Origin of the sequence: Pseudoalteromonas haloplanktis ATCC 14393, from assembly GCF_000238355.1 — a bacterium.
Classification (GTDB): domain Bacteria; phylum Pseudomonadota; class Gammaproteobacteria; order Enterobacterales; family Alteromonadaceae; genus Pseudoalteromonas; species Pseudoalteromonas haloplanktis.
The window spans coordinates 94692-116488 of the sequence record NZ_AHCA01000010.1; the positions used below are offsets into that span (position 1 = coordinate 94692).

Annotated in this window: 17 protein-coding genes and 2 pseudogenes; 12 read left to right on the forward strand and 7 right to left on the reverse strand. The window is 42.7% G+C overall.

The window, feature by feature from the left end; translation table 11 throughout:
- Positions 1 to 9: 9 nt before the first annotated feature.
- From PHAL_RS0117260 to PHAL_RS0117285, 6 genes are read right to left on the reverse strand one after another with little or no spacing between them, the layout of a single operon-like run.
- A complete protein-coding gene (locus PHAL_RS0117260; RefSeq protein ID WP_016709685.1) occupies positions 10 to 933 on the reverse strand; it encodes a hydroxymethylglutaryl-CoA lyase in 924 nt (307 codons plus the stop codon).
- Positions 926 to 2902 carry an acetyl/propionyl/methylcrotonyl-CoA carboxylase subunit alpha gene (locus PHAL_RS0117265; protein ID WP_016709686.1) on the reverse strand — a complete coding sequence of 659 codons (1977 nt, stop codon included), beginning with the start codon at positions 2900 to 2902 and terminating at the stop codon, positions 926 to 928. The genes PHAL_RS0117260 and PHAL_RS0117265 overlap by 8 nt, the downstream gene beginning before the upstream one ends.
- 8 nt (positions 2903 to 2910) lie before the next feature.
- Entirely contained in the window at positions 2911 to 3681 is a 771-nt protein-coding gene (locus tag PHAL_RS0117270) for an enoyl-CoA hydratase/isomerase family protein (RefSeq protein WP_016709687.1), read from the reverse strand.
- Between the two features lie 10 nt (positions 3682 to 3691).
- Complete coding sequence (locus tag PHAL_RS0117275) at positions 3692 to 5305, reverse strand: carboxyl transferase domain-containing protein (protein WP_016709688.1); 1614 nt, start codon at positions 5303 to 5305, stop codon at positions 3692 to 3694.
- Positions 5306 to 5316: 11 nt separating this feature from the next.
- A complete protein-coding gene (locus tag PHAL_RS0117280; RefSeq protein WP_016709689.1) occupies positions 5317 to 6492 on the reverse strand; it encodes an isovaleryl-CoA dehydrogenase in 1176 nt (391 codons plus the stop codon).
- 57 nt (positions 6493 to 6549) lie between these two features.
- Positions 6550 to 6984 (reverse strand): MerR family transcriptional regulator, encoded by a 435-nt coding sequence (locus PHAL_RS0117285; RefSeq protein WP_016709690.1) that lies wholly within the window; start codon positions 6982 to 6984, stop codon positions 6550 to 6552.
- A 329-nt stretch (positions 6985 to 7313) separates the two neighbouring features.
- On the opposite strand from PHAL_RS0117285, the gene PHAL_RS0117290 reads away from it, so the two are divergent.
- From PHAL_RS0117290 to PHAL_RS24605, 12 genes and pseudogenes are all read left to right on the forward strand, one after another.
- A complete protein-coding gene (locus PHAL_RS0117290) occupies positions 7314 to 8495 on the forward strand; it encodes an acetyl-CoA C-acyltransferase (protein ID WP_016709691.1) in 1182 nt (393 codons plus the stop codon).
- A 94-nt stretch (positions 8496 to 8589) separates the two neighbouring features.
- Entirely contained in the window at positions 8590 to 10080 is a 1491-nt protein-coding gene (locus PHAL_RS0117295; protein WP_016709692.1) for a CoA-acylating methylmalonate-semialdehyde dehydrogenase, read from the forward strand.
- Positions 10081 to 10205: 125 nt separating this feature from the next.
- Complete coding sequence (locus tag PHAL_RS0117300; protein ID WP_016709693.1) at positions 10206 to 11363, forward strand: acyl-CoA dehydrogenase family protein; 1158 nt, start codon at positions 10206 to 10208, stop codon at positions 11361 to 11363.
- A gap of 10 nt (positions 11364 to 11373) precedes the next feature.
- Positions 11374 to 12153, forward strand: coding sequence for an enoyl-CoA hydratase (locus PHAL_RS0117305; protein WP_016709694.1), 780 nt, complete (start codon positions 11374 to 11376; stop codon positions 12151 to 12153).
- On the forward strand, positions 12153 to 13298 hold the full coding sequence (locus PHAL_RS0117310) for an enoyl-CoA hydratase/isomerase family protein (RefSeq protein WP_016709695.1): 1146 nt from the start codon (positions 12153 to 12155) through the stop codon (positions 13296 to 13298). The genes PHAL_RS0117305 and PHAL_RS0117310 overlap by 1 nt, the downstream gene beginning before the upstream one ends.
- Positions 13299 to 13302: 4 nt before the next feature.
- On the forward strand, positions 13303 to 14193 hold the full coding sequence (gene mmsB / locus PHAL_RS0117315; protein ID WP_016709696.1) for a 3-hydroxyisobutyrate dehydrogenase: 891 nt from the start codon (positions 13303 to 13305) through the stop codon (positions 14191 to 14193).
- Between the two features lie 3 nt (positions 14194 to 14196).
- The gene (locus PHAL_RS0117320) at positions 14197 to 14958 is read left to right on the forward strand and encodes an SDR family oxidoreductase (RefSeq protein ID WP_016709697.1); all 762 of its coding nucleotides are present in this window, start codon (positions 14197 to 14199) and stop codon (positions 14956 to 14958) included.
- A gap of 132 nt (positions 14959 to 15090) precedes the next feature.
- Positions 15091 to 15633, forward strand: coding sequence for a hypothetical protein (locus tag PHAL_RS0117330; protein ID WP_232321814.1), 543 nt, complete (start codon positions 15091 to 15093; stop codon positions 15631 to 15633).
- 127 nt (positions 15634 to 15760) lie between these two features.
- Positions 15761 to 16837, forward strand: a pseudogene (locus PHAL_RS23170) (alpha-amylase family glycosyl hydrolase).
- A 411-nt stretch (positions 16838 to 17248) separates the two neighbouring features.
- Positions 17249 to 17563, forward strand: a complete 315-nt coding sequence (locus PHAL_RS0117340; protein WP_016709700.1) for a hypothetical protein — start codon at positions 17249 to 17251, stop codon at positions 17561 to 17563.
- A gap of 513 nt (positions 17564 to 18076) precedes the next feature.
- Positions 18077 to 19486, forward strand: a complete 1410-nt coding sequence (locus PHAL_RS0117345; RefSeq protein WP_016709701.1) for an arylsulfatase — start codon at positions 18077 to 18079, stop codon at positions 19484 to 19486.
- A 365-nt stretch (positions 19487 to 19851) separates the two neighbouring features.
- Positions 19852 to 20037, forward strand: a pseudogene (locus tag PHAL_RS24605) (IS3-like element ISSse1 family transposase); the annotation flags it as partial.
- Positions 20038 to 20153: 116 nt separating this feature from the next.
- Here PHAL_RS24605 and PHAL_RS0117350 read toward each other — a convergent pair.
- On the reverse strand, positions 20154 to 21695 hold the full coding sequence (locus PHAL_RS0117350; RefSeq protein WP_016709702.1) for a methyl-accepting chemotaxis protein: 1542 nt from the start codon (positions 21693 to 21695) through the stop codon (positions 20154 to 20156).
- Positions 21696 to 21797: the final 102 nt, after the last annotated feature.

Sequence of the window (21797 nt, forward strand, 5' to 3'; positions counted from 1 at the left end):
TAACTGCTGTTATTGTTCAGCAGCTTGATTTTTAAGGGCAAGGGATACCTTGCTTACAGGTTGTTTGTTTAATGCACTACAAATAGCCCAACCAGCCTCAGCCAGTCTTTCTAAATCAATTCCATGCTCAATGCCAAGTCCTTGCAGTAAGTAAACGACATCTTCGGTGGCAACATTTCCTGACGCTCCTTTAGCGTAAGGGCAACCACCAAGGCCTGCAACTGCACTGTCAACCGTTGCTATACCACGCTTTAGCGCAGTGTAAATATTTGTGAGCGCTTGGCCATAGGTGTCGTGAAAATGAACAGCTAACACCGATTTATCAATTTTGCTCAGGAGTAAGTCTAGTAGCTGATCGACCTTTTTGGCAGTGCCTACCCCAATCGTGTCACCAAGGCTAATTTCATAACAGCCCAGTGCTAATAACTTTTCTGTAACAGTGAGCACAGCCTGAGGGTCAATATCTCCTTCGTACGGGCAACCTAGCACGCAGCTTACATAACCTCGCACGCGAATGTTATGCGCTTTGGCAAACGCCATTACATCTTTAAATCGGGCAATACTTTCGTCAATTGAGCAGTTGATGTTTTTTTGGCAAAACGATTCACTGGCTGCGGTGAATATAGCAAATTCTTTAATCCCCACCGCATGTGCTGCTTCTGCCCCTTTTAAATTGGGGGTGAGGGCGGTTAGATTGCAATCAGGCAACTCAAGTGCGCTAATTACCTCATTTGAATCGGCCATTTGTGGCACCCATTTGGGCGAGACAAAGGCACCAGCTTCAATATCTTTGATACCGGCAGCGGCAAGTGCATTAATAAGCGCAATCTTGCTTTGAGTGCTCACTGCGCTTTCGTTTTGTAAGCCATCACGGGCACCCACTTCAACAATGCGAACGTGACTAGGCAATTGATTTGCTGAAGCATTACTCATCAGTGGTGCTCTCTTCATTGACGATTGCTAACAGCGCACCATGACTCACCAGTTCGCCTTCTGCAAAACAGTAGCTTTGCAGTACCCCATCATGGGGGGCGGTGAGAGTGTATTCCATTTTCATCGCTTCGATGATCACCACGGCATCACCTTTAGTAATTTGACTACCTACAGCCACTAAATGCTTAACAACCGTGCCATTGAGTGGAGCTGCAAGTGGCAGTGCATCACTTTCGTGTTCGCTGACATAGTGCTTATCAACAATGTCATAGCGGCTTTGTAGCGCTTTATACATCACTGTAACGGTGTTATCACACGTATCTACGTGGGATGTGTGTTTCTCACCATTTATAAATACACTACAAAGGTTATTTTCAATGTCGCCAGAGGTTGTATAGTCAACTTCATCAAGGTGAATAATAAACCCATCGGCCGTTGCTGTAGCAAGTAGATGCTGCTCTGCAAAAGGGACTGTGATGGTGGTTGCACTATTTAGTTTAAAACCGGGTAAATTATCCCAGGCTGAGTATTTATTGTGTTGCTTAAGCGATGTTAAATAGCTAAATGCGGCAATAACGTTGCTAATATCACGGTGCTTTTGATCCACTTTGATCAAGGCAGCGCCTTGCTCTTCTATAAAGTGAGTGTCTGGTGCGCCTAATTTAAATGCGGGGTGATTAGCAAGGGTATGTAAAAAGCTGACGTTACAGCTAAACCCTGCCAAATGAAACTGTTCAAGTGCCGTGCTTAAACGTGCTAAGGCCTGTTCACGGTTATCATCGTGAACAATGAGTTTTGCAATCATTGGGTCGTAGAATGGGCTAATTTCATCGCCTTGTATAACACCGGTATCAATGCGTACATATTCAGATTGCACGGGAGTATATAAACCGTTAATAGTGCCAGAGCAGGGGATAAAGTCATTACTTGGATCTTCGGCATAAATCCGCGCTTCAAAACTATGACCGTGTAACTGAATATCGCTTTGTACAAGGGGTAATGGCTTACCCGCTGCAATATTGATTTGCCAATTGACTAAATCAACGCCAGTAACCATTTCGGTTACTGGATGCTCTACTTGTAAACGTGTGTTCATTTCCATAAAGAAGAATTCATCGCCGCATAGTAGAAACTCTACAGTACCTGCACCGCGATAGTTAATTGCAAGGGCACAACGTACAGCCGCTTCTCCCATTTCTTTACGTAGTTCATCAGATAAACCAGGCGCAGGCGCTTCTTCAATGACCTTTTGATGACGACGTTGCAACGAACAATCTCGGTCACCTAAATACACACAGTTACCGTGATTATCAGCAAACACTTGTACTTCAACGTGACGAGGTTTGTTTACATAACGCTCAAGTAGCACTAAGTCATTGCCAAAACCTGCAATAGCTTCACGCTGTGCGCCTTGTAGAGCACTTATAAAGTCTTTTGCCTGCTCAACAATACGCATGCCTTTACCGCCACCACCAAAGGCCGCTTTGATAAGCACCGGATAGCCAATCTTTTCAGCTTCAGCCTGTAAGAACACAGGATCTTGTTTATCGCCATAATAACCCGGTACTAAAGGTACATTGGCAGCTGCCATGATCTCTTTGGCCCGTGTTTTTGAGCCCATGGCTTCTATGCTTGCCGCTGGTGGACCAATAAATGCAATGTTGTTTTGTTCACAGGCTTTAGCAAACTCACTGTTTTCAGATAAAAAACCATAGCCTGGGTGAATACAATCAACACCAGCATCAAGTGCCACTTTGAGGATTTTATCAGCCACTAAGTAAGAGTCTTTACTTGGTGCTGCGCCAATATGATAGGCTTCATCGGCTAACTGTACATGTTGAGCGTGTTTATCGGCGTCAGAATAAACCGCGACTGTGGTTAAACCCATTTGCTTGGCAGTGCGCATTACCCGACAGGCAATTTCGCCACGGTTAGCAATAAGAATTTTTTGTAATGATTGTGTGCTCATGGTGATCCCTATTTCTGCCAACTTGGTGGGCGTTTTTCAAAAAAAGCGGATAAGCCTTCTTGGCCTTCTTCTGATACGCGAATTTCTGCAATTCGTTCGGCGGTTAAATTAATAATTTGACCATTAATCTCATGACCTGCTACATCGTTAATTAATTGCTTAGCAGCACGCACGGCTAATGGGCCATTATTAAGTAAATTCTCTAGCAATTGATCAAGGGCGCAGTCTAGTTTGCCGGTTACTTGATGAATAAGACCTAACTGTTTTGCCGTATGAGCATCAAAAATTTCCGCGGTTAAAAAATAGCGACGCGCAGCACGCTCGCCAATAGCGCTTATCACATAAGGGCTAATTACTGCGGGTATTAAGCCAAGTTTTACTTCGCTTAAGCAAAACTGCGCGTTGTCTTGGCAAATAGCAATATCGCAACAAGCAATCAAGCCAAGTGCGCCACCAAATGCAGCACCTTGTACAGCACAAATGGTTGGTAATGGACTCGTCGCTAGCACATGCATTAGTTTGGCAAGTTGCTTTGAATCGGCGAGGTTTTCGCTAAAATCATTATCTGCCATGGATTTCATCCAGTTCAGATCAGCCCCTGCAGAAAAGTGTTCACCTTCAGTTTTTAGAACTAAAGCACGTACATCTAAGCTGTTGGCATGTTCAATACATTGAATAAGTTCATGAATCACTTGCTCGTTAAAAGCATTGCGTTTTTCAGGGCGACTTAACACGAGTACAGCCACATTTGATTTAGTTATTTGTAGTGTTACTGACATACTCACTTCCTTACATTCTAAAGACGCCGAATTGCGAATCACGTTGTGGCGCGTTAGCTGCAGCACTTAGTGCTAAGCCTAGTACGTTGCGGGTATCAGCAGGGTCGATGATGCCATCATCCCACAGCCTTGCGCTGGCGTAATAAGGGTGACCTTGTTGCTCATACTGGTCAATAATAGGCTGTTTAAACTCACTGATTTGCTCATCAGTCATGGTTTGACCTTTACGGGCTAAACCATCTTGTTTTACTTGTGCCATTACGCCTGCAGCTTGCTCGCCGCCCATCACTGAAATACGGGCGTTAGGCCACATCCACATCATGGTAGGTTCAAACGCACGGCCACACATGCCGTAGTTGCCAGCGCCATAAGAGCCGCCGATCAGTACTGTAAACTTAGGCACATCCGCACACGATACTGCCATTACCATTTTCGCACCGTGTTTAGCAATTCCCTCGGCTTCATACTTTTTACCCACCATAAAACCGGTGATGTTTTGTAAAAATACCAGTGGAATTTTACGCTGCGCGCATAGTTGAATAAAGTGCGCGCCTTTTTGCGCAGACTCACTAAATAAAATCCCGTTATTGGCTACAATGCCCACAGGGTGACCATAAATTTTAGCAAAACCTGTCACTAAGGTGTCGCCAAAGTAACGCTTAAACTCATCAAACGATGAATCGTCCACAGTGCGAGCAATAACTTCACGCACATCAAACGGCTTTTTAAGATCAGTGCCGACAATGCCGTATAATTCGTTTATGTCGTAACGCGGTGCTTTTACAGGTTCTTGATCAAGTATTGGTGAAGTAGGGCGTTGGTAATTAATTCGTTCAATACATTGGCGGGCAATTGATAATGCGTGTGCGTCGTTCTCTGCATAGTGATCAGCCACACCGGATGTTTTACAGTGCACGTCGGCACCACCGAGCTCTTCAGCTGTGACTTCTTCGCCAGTTGCCGCTTTTACCAGCGGTGGGCCCGCTAAAAAGATAGTGCCTTGCTCTTTGACGATAATGCTTTCATCGGCCATTGCAGGCACGTATGCACCGCCTGCGGTACATAACCCCATAACCACGGCAATTTGTGGGATGCCTTTACCTGACATACGCGCTTGGTTATAAAAAATACGACCGAAATGCAATTTGTCTGGAAACACATCGTCTTGTTCTGGTAGGTTTGCGCCACCTGAATCAACCAAATAAATACAGGGCAGGTGACAACGTTCGGCGATATCTTGCGCGCGTAAATGCTTTTTAACGGTTAGCGGGAAGTAAGTACCGCCCTTAACTGTCGCGTCATTGGCGATGATCATACACTCAACGCCTTTAACACGACCAATACCAGCAACAACACCGGCGCATGGAATCGCTTGCTCATAAACGCCAAAGGCAGCAAATTGCGAAATCTCTAAAAATGGTGAGCCTTCGTCAAGTAAAGTACTAATGCGCTCACGAACGAACATTTTACCACGGCTTTGATGGCGCTCGATTAACGCTGCACCACCACCTTGGCTGATTTCATTTACTTTGCTGCGTAAATCATCAACTAAACTCGCCATGTTTTCATGATTTTGTAAAAACTGTGGATCGTTTGGATTAACGCTTGATTTTAAAATTGTCATAGCGCTTATCCTTAACGGCTTTCAGTAAATAGTTCACGACCAATGAGCATACGGCGAATTTCAGAGGTGCCGGCGCCAATCTCATACAGCTTAGCATCACGTAGCAGGCGACCTGTTGCGTATTCATTGATATAGCCATTACCACCGAGAATTTGAATCGCATCCAGTGCCATTTTAGTTGCCAGCTCCGCCGCATATAAAATCGCGCCAGCGGCATCTTTACGGGTGGTTTCACCACGGTCACAGGCTTTGGCTACGGTATACACGTATGAACGCGCCGCATTCATTTGTGTGTACATATCGGCCACTTTGCCTTGAATAAGCTGAAACTGGCCAATCGGGGTATCAAACTGCTTACGTTCATGAATGTACGGCACAACAATGTCCATACAGGCTTGCATAATACCCAGTGGGCCCGCCGCAAGTACGACACGCTCGTAATCAAGGCCACTCATTAATACTTTTACGCCTTCGTTTAAGTTACCAAGAATGTTTTCTTCAGGTACTTCACAGTTCTCAAACACTAATTCACAGGTGTTTGAGCCACGCATCCCGAGTTTATCGAGCTTTTGAGCGGTTGAAAAACCAGAGAAACTGCTCTCAACAATAAACGCAGTAATACCTTTAGCACCGGCCGTTAAATCAGTTTTTGCATAGATCACAAAGGTATGGGCGTCAGGACCATTGGTGATCCACATTTTATTACCATTAAGAATGTACTTATCGCCTTTTTTCTCTGCTTTGAGTTTCATTGACACAACATCAGAGCCGGCGTTTGGCTCACTCATTGCAAGGGCACCAATGTGCTCACCAGTAATTAGCTTGGGTAAGTATTTTTCTTTTTGTGCTTGTGTGCCATTGCGGTTAATTTGATTCACACAGAGGTTTGAATGAGCACCATAACTTAAACCAATTGAGGCACTCGCACGGCTAATTTCTTCCATCGCGATAACATGCTCTAAATAACCTAAACCCGCCCCCCCTAATTCTTCAGGTACGGTCATCCCTAATACACCCATCTCGCCTAACTGGGGCCATAGTTGATTAGGAAACGCATTATCAAGGTCGGTTTTCTCTGCTAAAGGGGCAATCTCCTGGCTGGCAAAGCTATTAACATGATCGCGGATCATATCTGCAGTTTCGCCAAGGCCAAAGTTCATTTCTTTATATAGTGAAATAGTGCTCATGATTCATTCCTGTGTGAGAGACTGTTAATGAATAGTCTTTTATAAATTGTTTAGGGTTTATTCATCTAATTGATTTAAGGTATCGCGACAACGACGCTCAGCGGTTACCAGCTCCATCAAGACAACTTTAATGTCATCCATTTGTTGGCTGAGGTCGGCTTTTTTTTCTGAGATCAAGTCCAGCATAGTCACTAACTGCTTCGCGCTCGATTTATCAGCATCATACAGTTCAAACAAACGGCCGGTTTCAGCTAAGGTAAACCCTAAGCGTTTACCACGTAAGATTAGCTTTAAACGTACTTTGTCACGTTTTGAATAAATACGGGTTTGGCCATTACGCTCAGGTGAAATTAAGCCCTGATCTTCATAAAAGCGAATTGAGCGGGTAGTAATGTCAAATTCTTTAGCTAGTTCGCTGATGCTAAAGGTTTGCTCGTGGCTGGCAGGCTCAGCGGCTGAGCTAGCAAAGTTTGTTTGATTATCTTGATTCATAGTCTAGTTACCTCATTCGAATAACTCCAATATAAGTGAAGTTTACGTAAAGGTAAAGTGGATAATAGAACTTATACTTTAGACATATACATTTGTGGTATAAAACAACAAGCTTACCCGTATTTACAGGTGTAGAGGCCCAGTGTTTGCAAATGGCTACGCTAAAATAAAGATAAGTTTACAATTTTACTTACCGCAAAAATCTTGATTTTAGATTTACGTTGGCGTAAACGTAAATATTATGTATGCTCATAGACAAATCAAATTATAAATGACTTGGTGTAGCCCGAATAGTTGTGATTACACCTGATAATAAATGGAGCCTTTTTATGACTAGTGAAGCCGTTGTTATTGTAGCAGCAAAACGTACCCCTATGGGCGGTTTTATGGGATCTCTCAGCGATGCATCTGCTACTGAGTTGGGTGCAACCGCCATTGCCAGTGCAATAGCCGATATTGGTTTAAGTGATACTGCGATTGATGAAGTGATAATGGGCTGTGTATTACCAGCGGGTTTAGGTCAAGCACCTGCGCGCCAAGCCATGTTAAAAGCTGGACTTGCTCGTTCAACCGGCGCAACAACAATTAATAAAGTGTGTGGCTCAGGCTTGAAAGCGACGATGCTTGCACACGACTTAATTAAAGCGGGCTCAATTAATAGCGCGGTTGCCGGTGGCATGGAAAGCATGACTAATTCGCCGTATTTTATTCCAAAAGCACGCGGTGGCATGCGCATGGGGCACGGTGAAATAAAAGATCACATGATGAGCGATGGCCTAGAGGACGCGTACGATAACAAAGCCATGGGCTGTTTTGCACAAGATACCGCTGATGAATATGGGATTGGTCGGGAGCAAATGGATACGTTTGCGCTGAGCTCGTTAAGTAAAGCCAATGCGGCGATTGAAAACGGCAGTTTTACCAACGAGATTGCGCCGCATACAATCAGTGGCCGTAAAGGCGACGTTACTATCAGCATTGATGAACAACCGGGTAATGCTCGTCCTGAAAAAATACCGAGCCTGCGCGCCGCTTTCAAAAAAGACGGCACTATTACTGCTGCAAATTCATCGTCAATCTCTGACGGTGGCGCTGCACTTATCTTGATGAGCGAATCACATGCAAAAGCCCAAGGGCTGACCCCACTGTGTCGTATTGTTGCCCACAGCACCCATTCGCAAAAACCAAGTGAGTTTACGCTTGCTCCGGTAGGCGCTATGAATAGCTTACTTGCTAAAGCGGGCTGGACAACGAATGACGTTGACCTGTGGGAAATTAACGAAGCCTTTGCCATGGTTACTATGCTTGCCATCAATGAGTTAAAGCTTGATGAAAGCAAAGTAAATGTTAATGGCGGTGCGTGTGCACTGGGTCATCCAATTGGTGCCAGTGGTGCACGTATTTTAGTGACGCTTATTCACGCGCTTAAAAATCGGGGCCTTAAAAAAGGCGTAGCATCATTATGCATTGGTGGCGGTGAAGCGGTTGCCTTAGCAGTAGAAGCACTCTAGTTTTTAGAAAACAAATTTAAACTCTCACAGCCGTAGGCTCTTTTAACAATAACTACTGCGGCTTAATTAATTACCCTCTGGGGAGGAGTGCGTTATGCACCAAGTACCATTACTTATCAACGGTGAATTTGTTCAATCAACATCAGCTCAACTGATTGACGTTATTAATCCAGCAAACCAAGAAGTGCTTGCACAAGTACCATGTGCAACAGACGCAGAAATGGATGCCGCGATCGCATCAGCGAAAGAGACCTTTAAAACATGGAAAGACGTACCAATCACTGAGCGTGCGCGCATTATGATGAAGTACGCGGCACTTTTAAAAGAACATCATGATGAACTTGCCACCATTATTTGCCACGAATTAGGCAAAACATTTGAAGATGCTAAAGGCGATGTGTGGCGTGGCATTGAAGTTGTTGAACAAGCGGCTAATGCACCGTCATTAATGATGGGTGAAACAATGGAAAACGTGGCGCGTAAAATCGACACTTACTCATACATGCAGCCACTGGGTGTGTGTGCGGGCATCACGCCGTTTAACTTTCCAGCGATGATCCCATTGTGGATGTTCCCACTGGCGATTGTATGTGGCAACACCTTTATTTTAAAACCGTCAGAGCAAGACCCATTAACGCCAATGCGTTTGGCTGAGCTTTTCATTGAGGCCGGTGCACCAGCGGGCGTGCTGCAAGTTGTGCATGGTACTAAAGCACAAGTTGACCGGTTATTAGAAGAGCCTGCAGTACGTGCAATTTCGTTTGTTGGCTCTTGTGGTGTAGGTGAATACATCTACTCTAAAGGCACTGCAAATTTAAAGCGTGTACAAGCTTGTGTGGGTGCAAAAAATCACATGGTGATCATGCCTGATGCTAGTCGCTCGCACGTTGTTAATAACCTTGTTGGTGCGTCTGTTGGTGCGGCAGGTCAGCGTTGTATGGGTATTTCAGTCGCGGTATTTGTAGGCCAAGCGAAAGACTGGGTTGACGATATTAAAGCCGGTTTTGCTAATGTACGCCCAGGTGTATGGGATGACAAAGAGGCTGCATACGGCCCACAAACATCACCGGCTGCCAAAGCACGTATTCTTTCATTAATTGAAAGTGGTAAAGCGCAAGGCGCAACATGCTTGATTGATGGCTCGGACTTTACCGTTGCAGGTTATGAAAAGGGTAACTGGGTTGGACCAACCCTGTTTAGCGGTGTAACCACCGACATGGATTTATACAAAGAAGAGATCTTTGGTCCAGTACTGGCGTGTATGTTTGTTGATTCTCTGGATGAAGCAATCGCACTGATCAATGACTCGCCTTATGGTAATGGAACATCATTATTTACCTCAAGCGGTGCAGCTGCCCGTAAATTCCAACACGAAATCGAAGTCGGTCAAGTAGGTATTAACGTACCAATCCCTGTACCACTGCCATTTTTCTCATTTACTGGTTGGAAAGGTTCGTTCTACGGGGATACGCACACTTACGGTAAGCAAGGCATTCGTTTTTATACAGAAACCAAAACCATTACCTCACGTTGGTTTGAAGACGATATTGCCTCAGGCCCTAATATGAGCATCAACCTTAAGTAATTAATTTAACTAACTCCACATAATAAAAAAGAGGGGCGCGAAGGCGATTTCACACACAATATCATTGCCTTCGCTGCTCTTCACGAATATCTAAATTGACAACATATTTTATAAAGAGGTCGCCAATGGACTTTAATTTAACAGAAGATCAGCAAGCATTTGCAGATACGGCGCGCCAATTTGCGCAGTCAGAACTTGCTCCTCATGCCGCCAAATGGGACCGTGAACATATTTTCCCAAAAGAGACTATCAAAGCCGCAGGCGAACTTGGCTTTTGCGGTTTATACACCCCAGAAGAAGCCGGTGGATTAGGCTTATCGCGTTTAGATTCAAGCATTATTTTTGAACAACTTGCGATGGGCTGTACTGCAACTACTGCAATGTTGACCATTCATAATATGGCCACCTGGATGATCGCAAGCTTTGGCACTGAGCAAACTAAAGCGCAGTATTGTGAACAATTAGTGATGGGCGAGTTATTAGCCTCTTACTGTTTAACAGAGCCAGGCTCCGGCTCTGATGCTGCATCACTAAAAACCAAAGCTGTACGTGAAGGTGATGAGTACGTGATCAACGGCTCAAAAATGTTTATCTCGGGTGCAGGTGAAACCGAAGTGTTAGTGGTTATGGCACGTACTGGCGGCGAAGGCGCAGCGGGTATTTCAGCGTTTGTTGTACCGGCTGACGCTAAAGGCGTTGAGTATGGTAAAGCTGAAGAGAAAATGGGCTGGAATGCACAACCTACGCGCTTAATTAGTTTTGAAGATGTGCGTATACCAGCACATAACTTACTTGGCGCTGAGGGCGAAGGCTTTAAGTTTGCCATGCAAGGCTTAGATGGCGGGCGAATAAATATCGCTACGTGCTCTATTGGTACTGCCCAAGCAGCACTTGAAACAGCCCGCGAATATTTAAAGGAGCGTACGCAGTTTGGTAAGCCTCTGGCTGCTTTTCAGGCGCTGCAATTTAAAATTGCTGATATGAATACTGAGCTGGTGGCAGCACGACAAATGGTGCGATTAGCTGCGTTTAAACTTGACTCTGGTGACAGTGAAAAAACCACTTATTGCGCCATGGCAAAACGTTTTGCCACTGATGTTGGCTTTACAGTCTGTAACGACGCACTGCAAATTCATGGTGGTTACGGCTACATTAAAGAATACCCACTTGAGCGCCATGTTCGAGATGTGCGCGTACACCAAATCTTAGAAGGCACTAACGAAATTATGCGTGTGATCATTGCACGTCGTATTTTAGCCGAATCAGCCGCTGATATTTTATAAGGAGCACGTCATGTCAAACCCAAGTATTGATTTAACCATTGAAGGTCATGTAGCTATTTTAACTATGTCTAACCCGCCAGCGAATACCTGGACCAAAGACACGTTAATTGCATTAAAAACTACCGTAAATGAGCTTAACGATAATAAAAATATCTATTCGTTAGTGATCACCGGCGAAGGCGACAAGTTTTTTAGTGCTGGTGCCGACTTAAATGTATTTGCTGATGGCGATAAAGGTGTTGCCGCGACCATGTCGCAAGTGTTTGGTGAAGCGTTTGAAGCACTGACTGCTTTTAGAGGCGTATCAATTGCGGCAATTAATGGTTATGCCATGGGTGGCGGTCTAGAAGTCGCTTTAGCGTGCGATATTCGTATTGCTGAAGAGCAAGCACAAATGGCATTACCTGAAGCAAAAGTGGGTTTATTACCCTGTGCTGGTGGCACACAAAACCTTGCATGGTTAGTAGGTGAAGGCTGGGCAAAACGGATGATCTTATGCGGTGAACGCCTAAAAGCTGATAAAGCCCTGCAAATCGGCTTAGTTGAAGAAGTCGTTGCACAAGGTGAAAGTTTTGCCGCCGCACTTAAGCTGGCTAATCAAGTGGCCGATCAAAGTCCTGTTGCAGTATCGGCATGTAAATCATTAATTCAAAAAGGCCGTACTCAGCCAATGGCACATGTATTACCCCTTGAGCGTGAATTATTTGTTGGCTTATTTGATTCTGAGGATCAACGTGAAGGCGTCAATGCCTTCTTAGAAAAACGCAAAGCAAATTGGGTGAACGGCTAATGGTTGAACTAACACAATTAAATTCGCCTGATGCGCCAGTGGTGTTTGAAACCGCGGCCGCTGCAAACGGCTCATTAATTGGTTTTGCCACCCTTAATGCGCCAAAGTCATTAAACGCACTGAATTTTGCCATGATCAAACTATTAGAGCCTCAGTTGTTAGCATGGGCTGAAGATAGCAACATTGCTATGGTCATTATCAAAGGTGCAGGAGAGAAAGCATTTTGTGCCGGTGGTGATGTGGTCAGCCTGTACACAGCCATGAAAAGTGGCGAGCCTGCTAATCTAATCGAAGACTTTTTTACCCAAGAGTATCGCCTTGATCATTTAATCCATTGTTACGACAAGCCAATCTTGGTGTGGGGTAACGGTATTGTGATGGGCGGTGGACTTGGTTTAATGGCCGGTGCGAGTCATCGCGTTGTCACCGAAACATCGCGTATTGCTATGCCTGAGCTGACCATTGGCTTATACCCTGATGTAGGCGGGAGCTACTTTTTACACAAAATGCCAGAGCAGGTTGGCTTGTTTTTAGGGCTAACCGCAGCGTCTATTAATTGCGATGATGCGATGTTTGTATCGCTGGCGGATTATTTTGTTAAAGCTGATAAGTACGACAGTATGATTGAGCAACTTATCGCTATCAAGTGGGGAAAAACGGCTGCGTTAAATCACGATAAACTCACTTCTTTATTAACCGAGCTTGATAACATTTCTGGGCGCATGCCAAAAGGCAATGTAAAAGCGAATTTAGCGACAATTCAAAAACTCGGTGAGTTTACTGATTTAAAAGATAAAGTTAATTACATTCTAAACCTAGATACTGATGACGTTTGGCTTACACGAGCACAAAAATCATTAAAGCATGGTTGCCCATTAAGTTGTGCTTTAGTTGAGCGTCAGCTTGCTAACTCACAAGGCAAAAGCCTTGGCGAGTGTTTCCAAATGGAACTCGGGATGTCTGTACGCTGTGGTGAAGTAGGCGAATTCCAAGAGGGGGTAAGAGCGTTGTTAATTGATAAAGATGGCGCGCCTAACTGGCAGTTCAAATCAATAGCAGCACTGCCTGAAGAGCTAATAGAGAGCTTTTTCACACTGCGATGGACTGCTGATACGCATCCATTAAAACAACTCACACAAGGATAAGGTTATGTCACTTTCAATTGGTTTTATCGGTTTAGGTAATATGGGCGGCCCTATGGCTGCCAATCTGGTGAAAGCGGGTCATCAAGTCAAAGTGTTTGATTTAAACCAGTCGGTCGTAAATGACTTGGCCAGTAACGGCGCACTAGCAGCGACAGATGCTAAACACTGTGCCACCGACATTGATGTGTTGATCAGCATGTTACCTGCTAGTAAGCATGTTAAATCGCTTTATTTAGGTGATACTGGCCTTATTCATGTATTGGCTAAAAATACACTGGTTATTGATTGTTCTACGATAGATGCTGCATCCGCGCGTGAAGTGGGTGCTGAACTTGGTGAACAAGGCATTGCTTTTGTTGATGCGCCGGTATCGGGTGGGGTTGCAGGGGCAACTGCTGGTACATTGACCTTTATTGTCGGTGGCGACGATGCCCACTTTAGTCAAGCGCAGCATGTGCTTGCAGATATGGGCAAAAATATTTTTCATGCTGGAGCAATTGGTGCAGGGCAAGTCGCAAAAATCTGTAATAACATGCTACTGAGCATTTTAATGGCAGGCACCAGTGAAGCAATTCAAATGGGTATTAATAATGGCCTAGATGCAAAAGTGCTGAGCGATATAATGACAGCAAGCTCGGGCCGTAACTGGACGCTTGAACTCTATAACCCATGCCCTGGTGTTATGGAAACAGCCCCTGCCAGCAATAATTATAAGCCAGGTTTTATGGTTGATTTAATGGCTAAAGATTTAGGTTTGGCAATGGAAGCCGCGCAGCAAAGTAACTCAGCAACCCCAATGGGCTCAATGGCGAAAAACCTTTATACCATGCTGCAACATCAAGGTGCGGGTAGCGACGATTTTAGCGCCATTTTTAAACTATTCTCGAAGGAGTAACAGGTGGAAATTAAAAATAATACCGTGGTGATCACAGGCGGTGCACAAGGCCTAGGCTTTGCAATGGCGCATAAATTTGCGTCGCTTGGTGCTGATCTGGCGTTAATTGATATGCAGCAAGATTTATTAGATGCGGCAGTTGCAGAGCTTAGTCAGCAAGGCACTACGGTTAAAGCCTATGTGGCGAACGTCACTGATGAACAAGCTATGGTCGATACTTTTAATACCATTAACACAGACTTTGGTCACATTGGCGTGTTAATTAATAATGCCGGAATTTTACGTGATGGCATGTTTATCAAAGCCAAAGAAGGTAAAGTCGTTGCTAAAATGGCCCTAGATCAATTTAAATCTGTGATTGATGTGAACCTAACAGGCGTATTTTTAGCGGGCCGAGAAGCAGCATCCCATATGATTGAATCGGGCAAAGGCGGCGTAATTGTCAATATGTCGAGCGTTGCGCGGGCGGGGAATATTGGCCAAACCAACTACGCAGCTTCTAAAGCGGGTGTGGTTGCTATGACCACAGGTTGGGCAAAAGAGCTTGGCCGTTTCGGTATTCGTGTAGGTGCTATTGCACCGGGCGTTATCCGCACTAATATGACCGACGCCATGAAGCCAGAAGCTAAGCAGCGTATGCTCGCAGTCACCCCAGTAGGGCGCTTTGGCGAAGCTGATGAAATTGCGCATACTGCTCAGTATATTATCGAAAATGACTTTTTCACTGGTCGCGTGGTTGAGATCGACGGCGGTATTCGTTTGTAACCGCGGTTATTGATTATTAATGATTAAAACGGTAAGCCAAGGCTTGCCGTTTTTTATTTTTAAATGTTTAATTAGTCAACAAACTAGTATTAAATACAGCTGTTTGCGTGCAAAGTATTACTATTTTGCTGCTTGTTTAAAATCACTAAAAACATAGTATTAAAAAATATTACAGGGCAAGGGAATATGATTACGGCGAATGAAAATGTACAAGTTTCAGCGAGTAAAGGGATGCATTTTAAATTTTATTTCAATAATAAGCAGATCACTTATGATTGCTCGCCAGTGTCAGGAAAAGAAATCGTAAAAATAGATGGCGAGATTGTTAGTGAGTCTAAAAACTATAGGTTTCAATCGTGCCATGAATTTAGGGTGGATAATAAAACAGCGAAAATCAAGCTACAAGCTAAAGGGCTGACAAAAAATATAACTACCTGCGAGTTCTTGGTGGCAGACAAAGTTGTTAAAGCGTATCAGCTAACTTACGGTACCCAAGGCAAAGTACCCCTTATGTTACACGTGCTCATTGCTGTAATAGCCGCTGCAATCGGGTGGTTTTATGCTTCGCAAGTCATATCATCGTGGTTGGCTTTTGGCGGTGCTTTATTGCTCGTCGCACTGGTCCTTTTCAAATTTGAAAAACCAGTTTGGACATGTGAGGAACTTACACAATGAAAGTTACAGTACATGGGTCTAGCTAAGGCTGACACTTTTCTCAAAACAGGACAGGCGTACATTTTTTTGCAAAAACCATAATATCAACTACTGTTATTATATACAGTTTAACTGGAGCTGATACTTTATGACTCGCGCAAGAAAAAGCTTGATTGATTTATCATCTACATCCTATTACCACTTAATAGCTCGTTGTGTCAGACAAGCATACTTGTGTGGTAATGATAAACACACGGGTAAAAACTTTGATCACCGTAGAGAGTGGCTTATAGAGCGAATAAAGTTATTAAGTAGCGTGTTTGCCATCGAAATCGCAGCCTACGCGATTATGAGCAACCATTACCATCTCGTTGTAAATGTGAATAGGCAACAAGCCCTTGAGTGGTCTGATGAAGAAGTAATTAAGCGCTGGTATCAACTCTATAATGGTCACATGCTGGTTGACCGTTACTTAAATGGTGAGCAATTAGATAAGTCTAGGTTACTTTTCTTCAATGAAATTATCTCAAAATGGCGAGAAAGGTTGTATGACATCAGCTGGTATATGAAAAACCTCAATGAATATATAGCCCGCGAGGCCAATAAAGAAGATAACTGCACCGGAAAGTATTATTCGCTGCCATCCTTGGCACTCACCCTTCGGGCTGCCTAACGGCATTCAAATTTATTCCCTATAAATTTGTGGGAAGGGCGCTATAAGTCACAAGCGCTATTAGATCAAGCCGCAGTGCTAAGTTGTATGGCGTATGTCGATTTAAATCCTATCAGAGCAAATATAGCCGATACACTCGAAGACAGTGATTTCACCTCAATTCAAGAACGTATAGCGCATTTCAAAGCCTTTACCGCAGACGTGATGAAAGCGAATAAGCCCCTCAAGCAAAAGGATAATATCCAACATGAAAGCCAACCTGCACAGCTAAAGCCATTTGGTGGTAATGACATCAAACATACAATTCCCTTTGCCTTGCTAGATTACATTGAATTAGTGGACTGGAGTGGTCGTCACATAGATCCAAAGAAAAAAGGGCATATAAACCACACAGTCCCTAAAGCGCTGCTTACTTTGAATATAGAAGAAGCGCAATGGCTTGAATCCGTAAAGCGATTTAGACATCAATATTCAAATTTTGCAGGCAGTAAACAACGATTAAAGCAGCATGCGGCAACCAACGATGTCAAATGGTATAAAGGGGTAGGTTAGCACTAAGTTTATCTAGTAATTGAAAAATAATCTCACCTATAAAGTATCCGTCTAGCAAAACTTTACTCTGCTGTTTAACACCATACCCAAAAATGTAAAACTTATAAATCAACAAATGAAGAAATTGATAGTGTATAAATGCAGGGGGATTAGTCGTTCCTTAGGAGGTTTTTGATGTTAGACGATAAATAAAATATGCCTGTCCATTTATCTAGTCCGTCCATTTATCTACTCTTACTTGCTGCACTTCAAAAAAATTAAATCACACCAAGTCTTCTTACTATATTTCAATGAAATAGAAGTAACCGATTGAATCAAAGTAGGAACTCGGCTATGGTTAATGCATCAATAAAAAAATAAATTAAACGAGCCGTTCTGCAAACTCGTTAGAGTAACATGGAGTAGTAGTTAATGGATGGGACCCTAATTAAAGAAAAAATAGTATTAGTTGTGTGTTGGCTCATAGGGTTTCTATTCTTAATTATCGGTATCTATGATTTCATTTTTAATGATCTTTCATGGTTAGACTTAACTAGTACAATAGCTGTATTTTTAATTTTGGTCGGTACAGGGCTTGCGCCGAAAATCTATTTTACTCCGTTTAAGCAGATTTTTTCTCCAGCATTTAAACTTCAGGCATTGGTTGATCCTAGAATACAGCAAGGGGTATTATCTAGCGGGTTAATACTAGCGTTAGTTTGTATGGTTTGGGGTTGGTTGCTCTGATACATATGCGTCTTAACTTTGCCAACAAGAATTAATATACCTTTTGAAAGTCTTACTCACTCCCAGTCAACTCTAAACAGACATGTTTACTTTGGCTATAGCTAAGGTTGTTAGCAATTTAGTCAACAGTACACAAATTTGGCAGCTTACTTAAGTCTTTGATAAAAAATAAATCTCTAAATTATATTTGTTGCTTAAAACCCCTTCCAAGTTACTCAACTTTTTACAAGCATTTTGTTTAAACACATAACAAAGTTTGATCGACTATTAAGCTTTACTTTACATTGGTTGTTAATCTTTTCTGGTTTATCTGGAGCTTTGTTGTTACTGCAAAACTCACTTGAAGTTTTCGGTGAATAGCAAATTGTTCAAAACGACTTCTTCACAGGTCGTGTAATTGAAATAGACGGCGGTATACGTTTATAACGACCGGAGAGTTCTAAGTAAAAATCAACTTTGTGCTAATGAGTTCTGTAAGCTATAAGTACAATAACTTAGAAAAAGGATTAATGTATGAATAATATTAAAATATTTATATTTATTTGTTGTACTTGTTTATTTCTGTTTATAGGTTCTGCTTTTGCTAAAACTCAGCCGAATGTCTTGATGATTATGGTTGATAACTTAGGATATGGCGAGCTGGGTGTTTATGGCGGTGGTTCTTTACGTGGTGCACCAACACCCAATATAGATACACTTGCTGCACAGGGGCTTAGGTTAACTAATTTTAATGTTGAACCACAATGTACGCCAAGTCGTTCAGCTTTGATGACCGGTCGGCACCCAATCCGTTCAGGAACCACAAAAGTTGTTTGGGGTATGTTATATGGTTTAACTCAATGGGAGCAAACGTTACCTGAACTGCTTTCAGAGCAAGGATATTCTACGGGAATGTTTGGTAAATGGCATTTGGGTGATACCGATGGCCGTTTTCCGACAAACCAAGGCTTTGATGAGTGGTACGGTATTGCAAATACTACCGATGAGTCGCAATATAGTTCTCAATATAAGTATGATGGGAAAGTGGGCCTTAAGCCTGTAGTGCAGGAAGCTAAGCATAATAAAACCCCGACGGACATAGCCCCTTATGACTTAGATATGCGTCGACAAATTGATACAGACTTAACTGCTAAAGCAATCGACTTTATGACACGTCAAGTTAAGGCTGACAAACCATTTTTTGCCTATGTTCCTTTAACACAAGTTCATTTACCGACATTACCACACCCTGATTTTATTGGTGTAACTGGCAATGGTGACTTTGCAGATTCAGTTGTTGAAATGGATCACCACGTTGGTGAGATGGTCGCAGCGCTTGAAAAGCTTGGTGTAACTGATAACACCATTGTTATTTTTGCTAGTGATAATGGGCCAGAAGAAGTTGCAGCATATCATGGTACTTCGGGTTATTGGCGTGGTCACTACTTTACAGCGCTTGAAGGGTCGTTACGTGCGCCATTTATTGTTCGTTGGCCAAATAAGATAAAGTCAGGCACTGTTAGTAATGAAATCATTCATATGACTGACTTGTTACCAACATTTGCTAAAATTATGGACTTTGAATTACCTGATGATCGTATTATTGATGGGGTAGTTCAAACTGGAGTATTGTTTAACGAAAATGGTAAGAGTGCTCGAGAAGGTTTTCCTGTATACAACGGTGATGAAATGTATGCATACAAATGGCGTGATTGGAAAATTCATTTTATAGAGCTAAATAGTATGTTTGGTACGCCTAAAAAATTAAATGTGCCTCATATTTATAACCTGACCAAAGATCCAAAAGAGAGTTATAACATTGCTCCGGATAGTACTTGGGTATTACCAGTGGTCATGAAAAAAGTAATAGAGTTTAATAAAACTTTAGTTAAAGAGCCGCCTATTAAGCTAGGTACACCGGATCCATATAAGCCAAAAGGCTAATATGAAACTAAAAGCCATAGAATCAATTATAAAACGGCTGATTGTATGATTGGCCGTTTTTATTTTAAACTGAGTTTGTGTAGAGAGTCGCAAAGAAATCCGCAATTTTTATATCAATGAAAAGCAATCTGCCTTATTCGCTTTCACATCATGCAAAAAACATCGACACACGGGGAAAAACTATGATCACCGTAGAGAGTGGCTTATAGAGTGAATAAAAACGACTCATTACTTCATTTTTTGAAAAAGAAGTAGTAAAGATCACTGTATAGCTGGTTACAGAAAATTGTGGGAAGCCGCCGTAGCCAATGGGTTTGATTGCAGTAAAGGTCGTGTGCAGCGTTTATTACAAAGCGTAGCATGCACGTAAACCAGATGGAAATAGCCTATTGTTTCATTCAGACCAAGGGAGTTAATATCTAGCAAAAGAAATGATAGCGTGGTTGAACAAACGAGATGTAACGATAAGCATGTCTAGAAAAATAAATTGCTGGGATAATGCGTGCTCAGAAAGTTTCTTTGCTCAGTATAAAAAAGAATGGATGAGCAATCAGTGAGAATGCATAGAGCGTTAGGCAATGTGAGCCCCATGTAATATGAATCAATAAATTAAACCCCGTGTCTACTTTTTTAGCGGGGTCAGATCATATCGTTTACAGCTTTGCCTTCAACTGCTTTTAAAACCAATTCTAAAACCGCCCCAGTGTTTCCCATTTACATAAATGGGTACTGATAGGTCATGTAAAATCTCGCCGGTATCTCGTTTGTAGGTCTGTAATAAAAAGCTTTCGGTGTGGCTGCCGCAGCGGCTGCCTGTAGCATCGTTAAAAATACGCTTAGTGCGGTTATTCACTAAATCTTGTTGGTAGTTACCGGTTAGTGGCTGGCTGTAGCGTTTATTGTGAGTAGGGAAGTAACCTTTTTTGTCTACGGCACCGGCAAACAGGATTTGCTTATTTTCAAGAATGGGTTCTTGAATTGGTGGTAAAATTTTATCGGTTAAGCTGTCGTAGTCGGTGCTGTATTTAGTCGGGTTTGTATTAGGTATTTCTTTATAATCTTGAGAAAACAGCTGCTGTTCACTCAGTTGTGATGTTGCCAGTAACTCTGTAAATTTCGCCGAAATGGCTGAACTTGCTGCTAATGCGACGTTTAAAATCGGTTGAAAGAATGCATCGTGGTCAACTTTATTAAGCTCTCTAAAAATAGTTTCAGATCCGAGTGATAAGTTAGACGCTTGATCTGAGATTGAGGTACTTTTTGTCGCCACTTCTGCGAGTAGGTGGCTAATGCTCCCAACCGAGGTGTTGATTTGTGCGGTTGCTTGTTGAAAAGCACTGACCGCGTGCTGCATGTTTTCAAGTGTTGAAGATGATTCACTAATATCATGGTTGATTGCTAAAAATGATTGAGTGACGTTTTCGAGTTCTTGTTTAACTGACTCACTGCGTGTTGATACTTGCTTCATATCGTCATTTGTTTGCAGGCTATTGGTATTTATTTCAGTTAGCATATCAGCAATTTGTTTCGTTGCTTGATTGGTTTTATTGGCAAGATTCCTAACTTCATCAGCAACAACAGCAAAACCTCTGCCTTGCTCGCCAGCGCGAGCCGCCTCAATTGCTGCATTAAGAGCGAGTAGGTTAGTTTGCTCGGCAATGGTTTGAATTACTTGGGTAATACTTTGAATATCTGTGGCACTTTGTAAAAGTAGGTCAAGTTGGTTTGCAACTTTATCAATGGAGCTTGATAACGAGTCTATTTGCTCTGTGGCCAATTGCAGGCGTTGATCTGCAGAGGTCGAGGCTTTTGCCGTTTGGATCATTGCTTGGTTAACGGTGGTTATATTGTTTGTCAGCTCGCTACTGTTGTGAGATAAGGCTTGTGTTGCTTGGTTTACAGATTCACTTTCGCTATAACAGCCATCAATTTCTTTGGCTAAACTGTCAACATAGAATGCAACTTCTGCCGCACCGATGGCGTTTTTCGACGTTGCCTTAGTGATATTATCAGCAACCTTAGTAATAACTGCATGCTGATCAGGTTCAGGCTTAACTTGAGCTTTTTTAGCAAAAACTTTCTCCCTAAAAAACATCAGTGCGCTTAGTGCGGTTAACAGTAGCGCGCTAACTAGGGTCAGCTGTGCAAGAAAGTACAGTACAGCAATAATGAAATAGATTAATGTATAAAACAGTAAGTTTAAATTCATGCCATTGGCCTTTTTTTATTGTAATTTTTAGTTTTGAATATAAAACAAACTAAATCAATTATTAAAAGGTCTTATATGGGCACAAATTCCTATTAAAAAAGC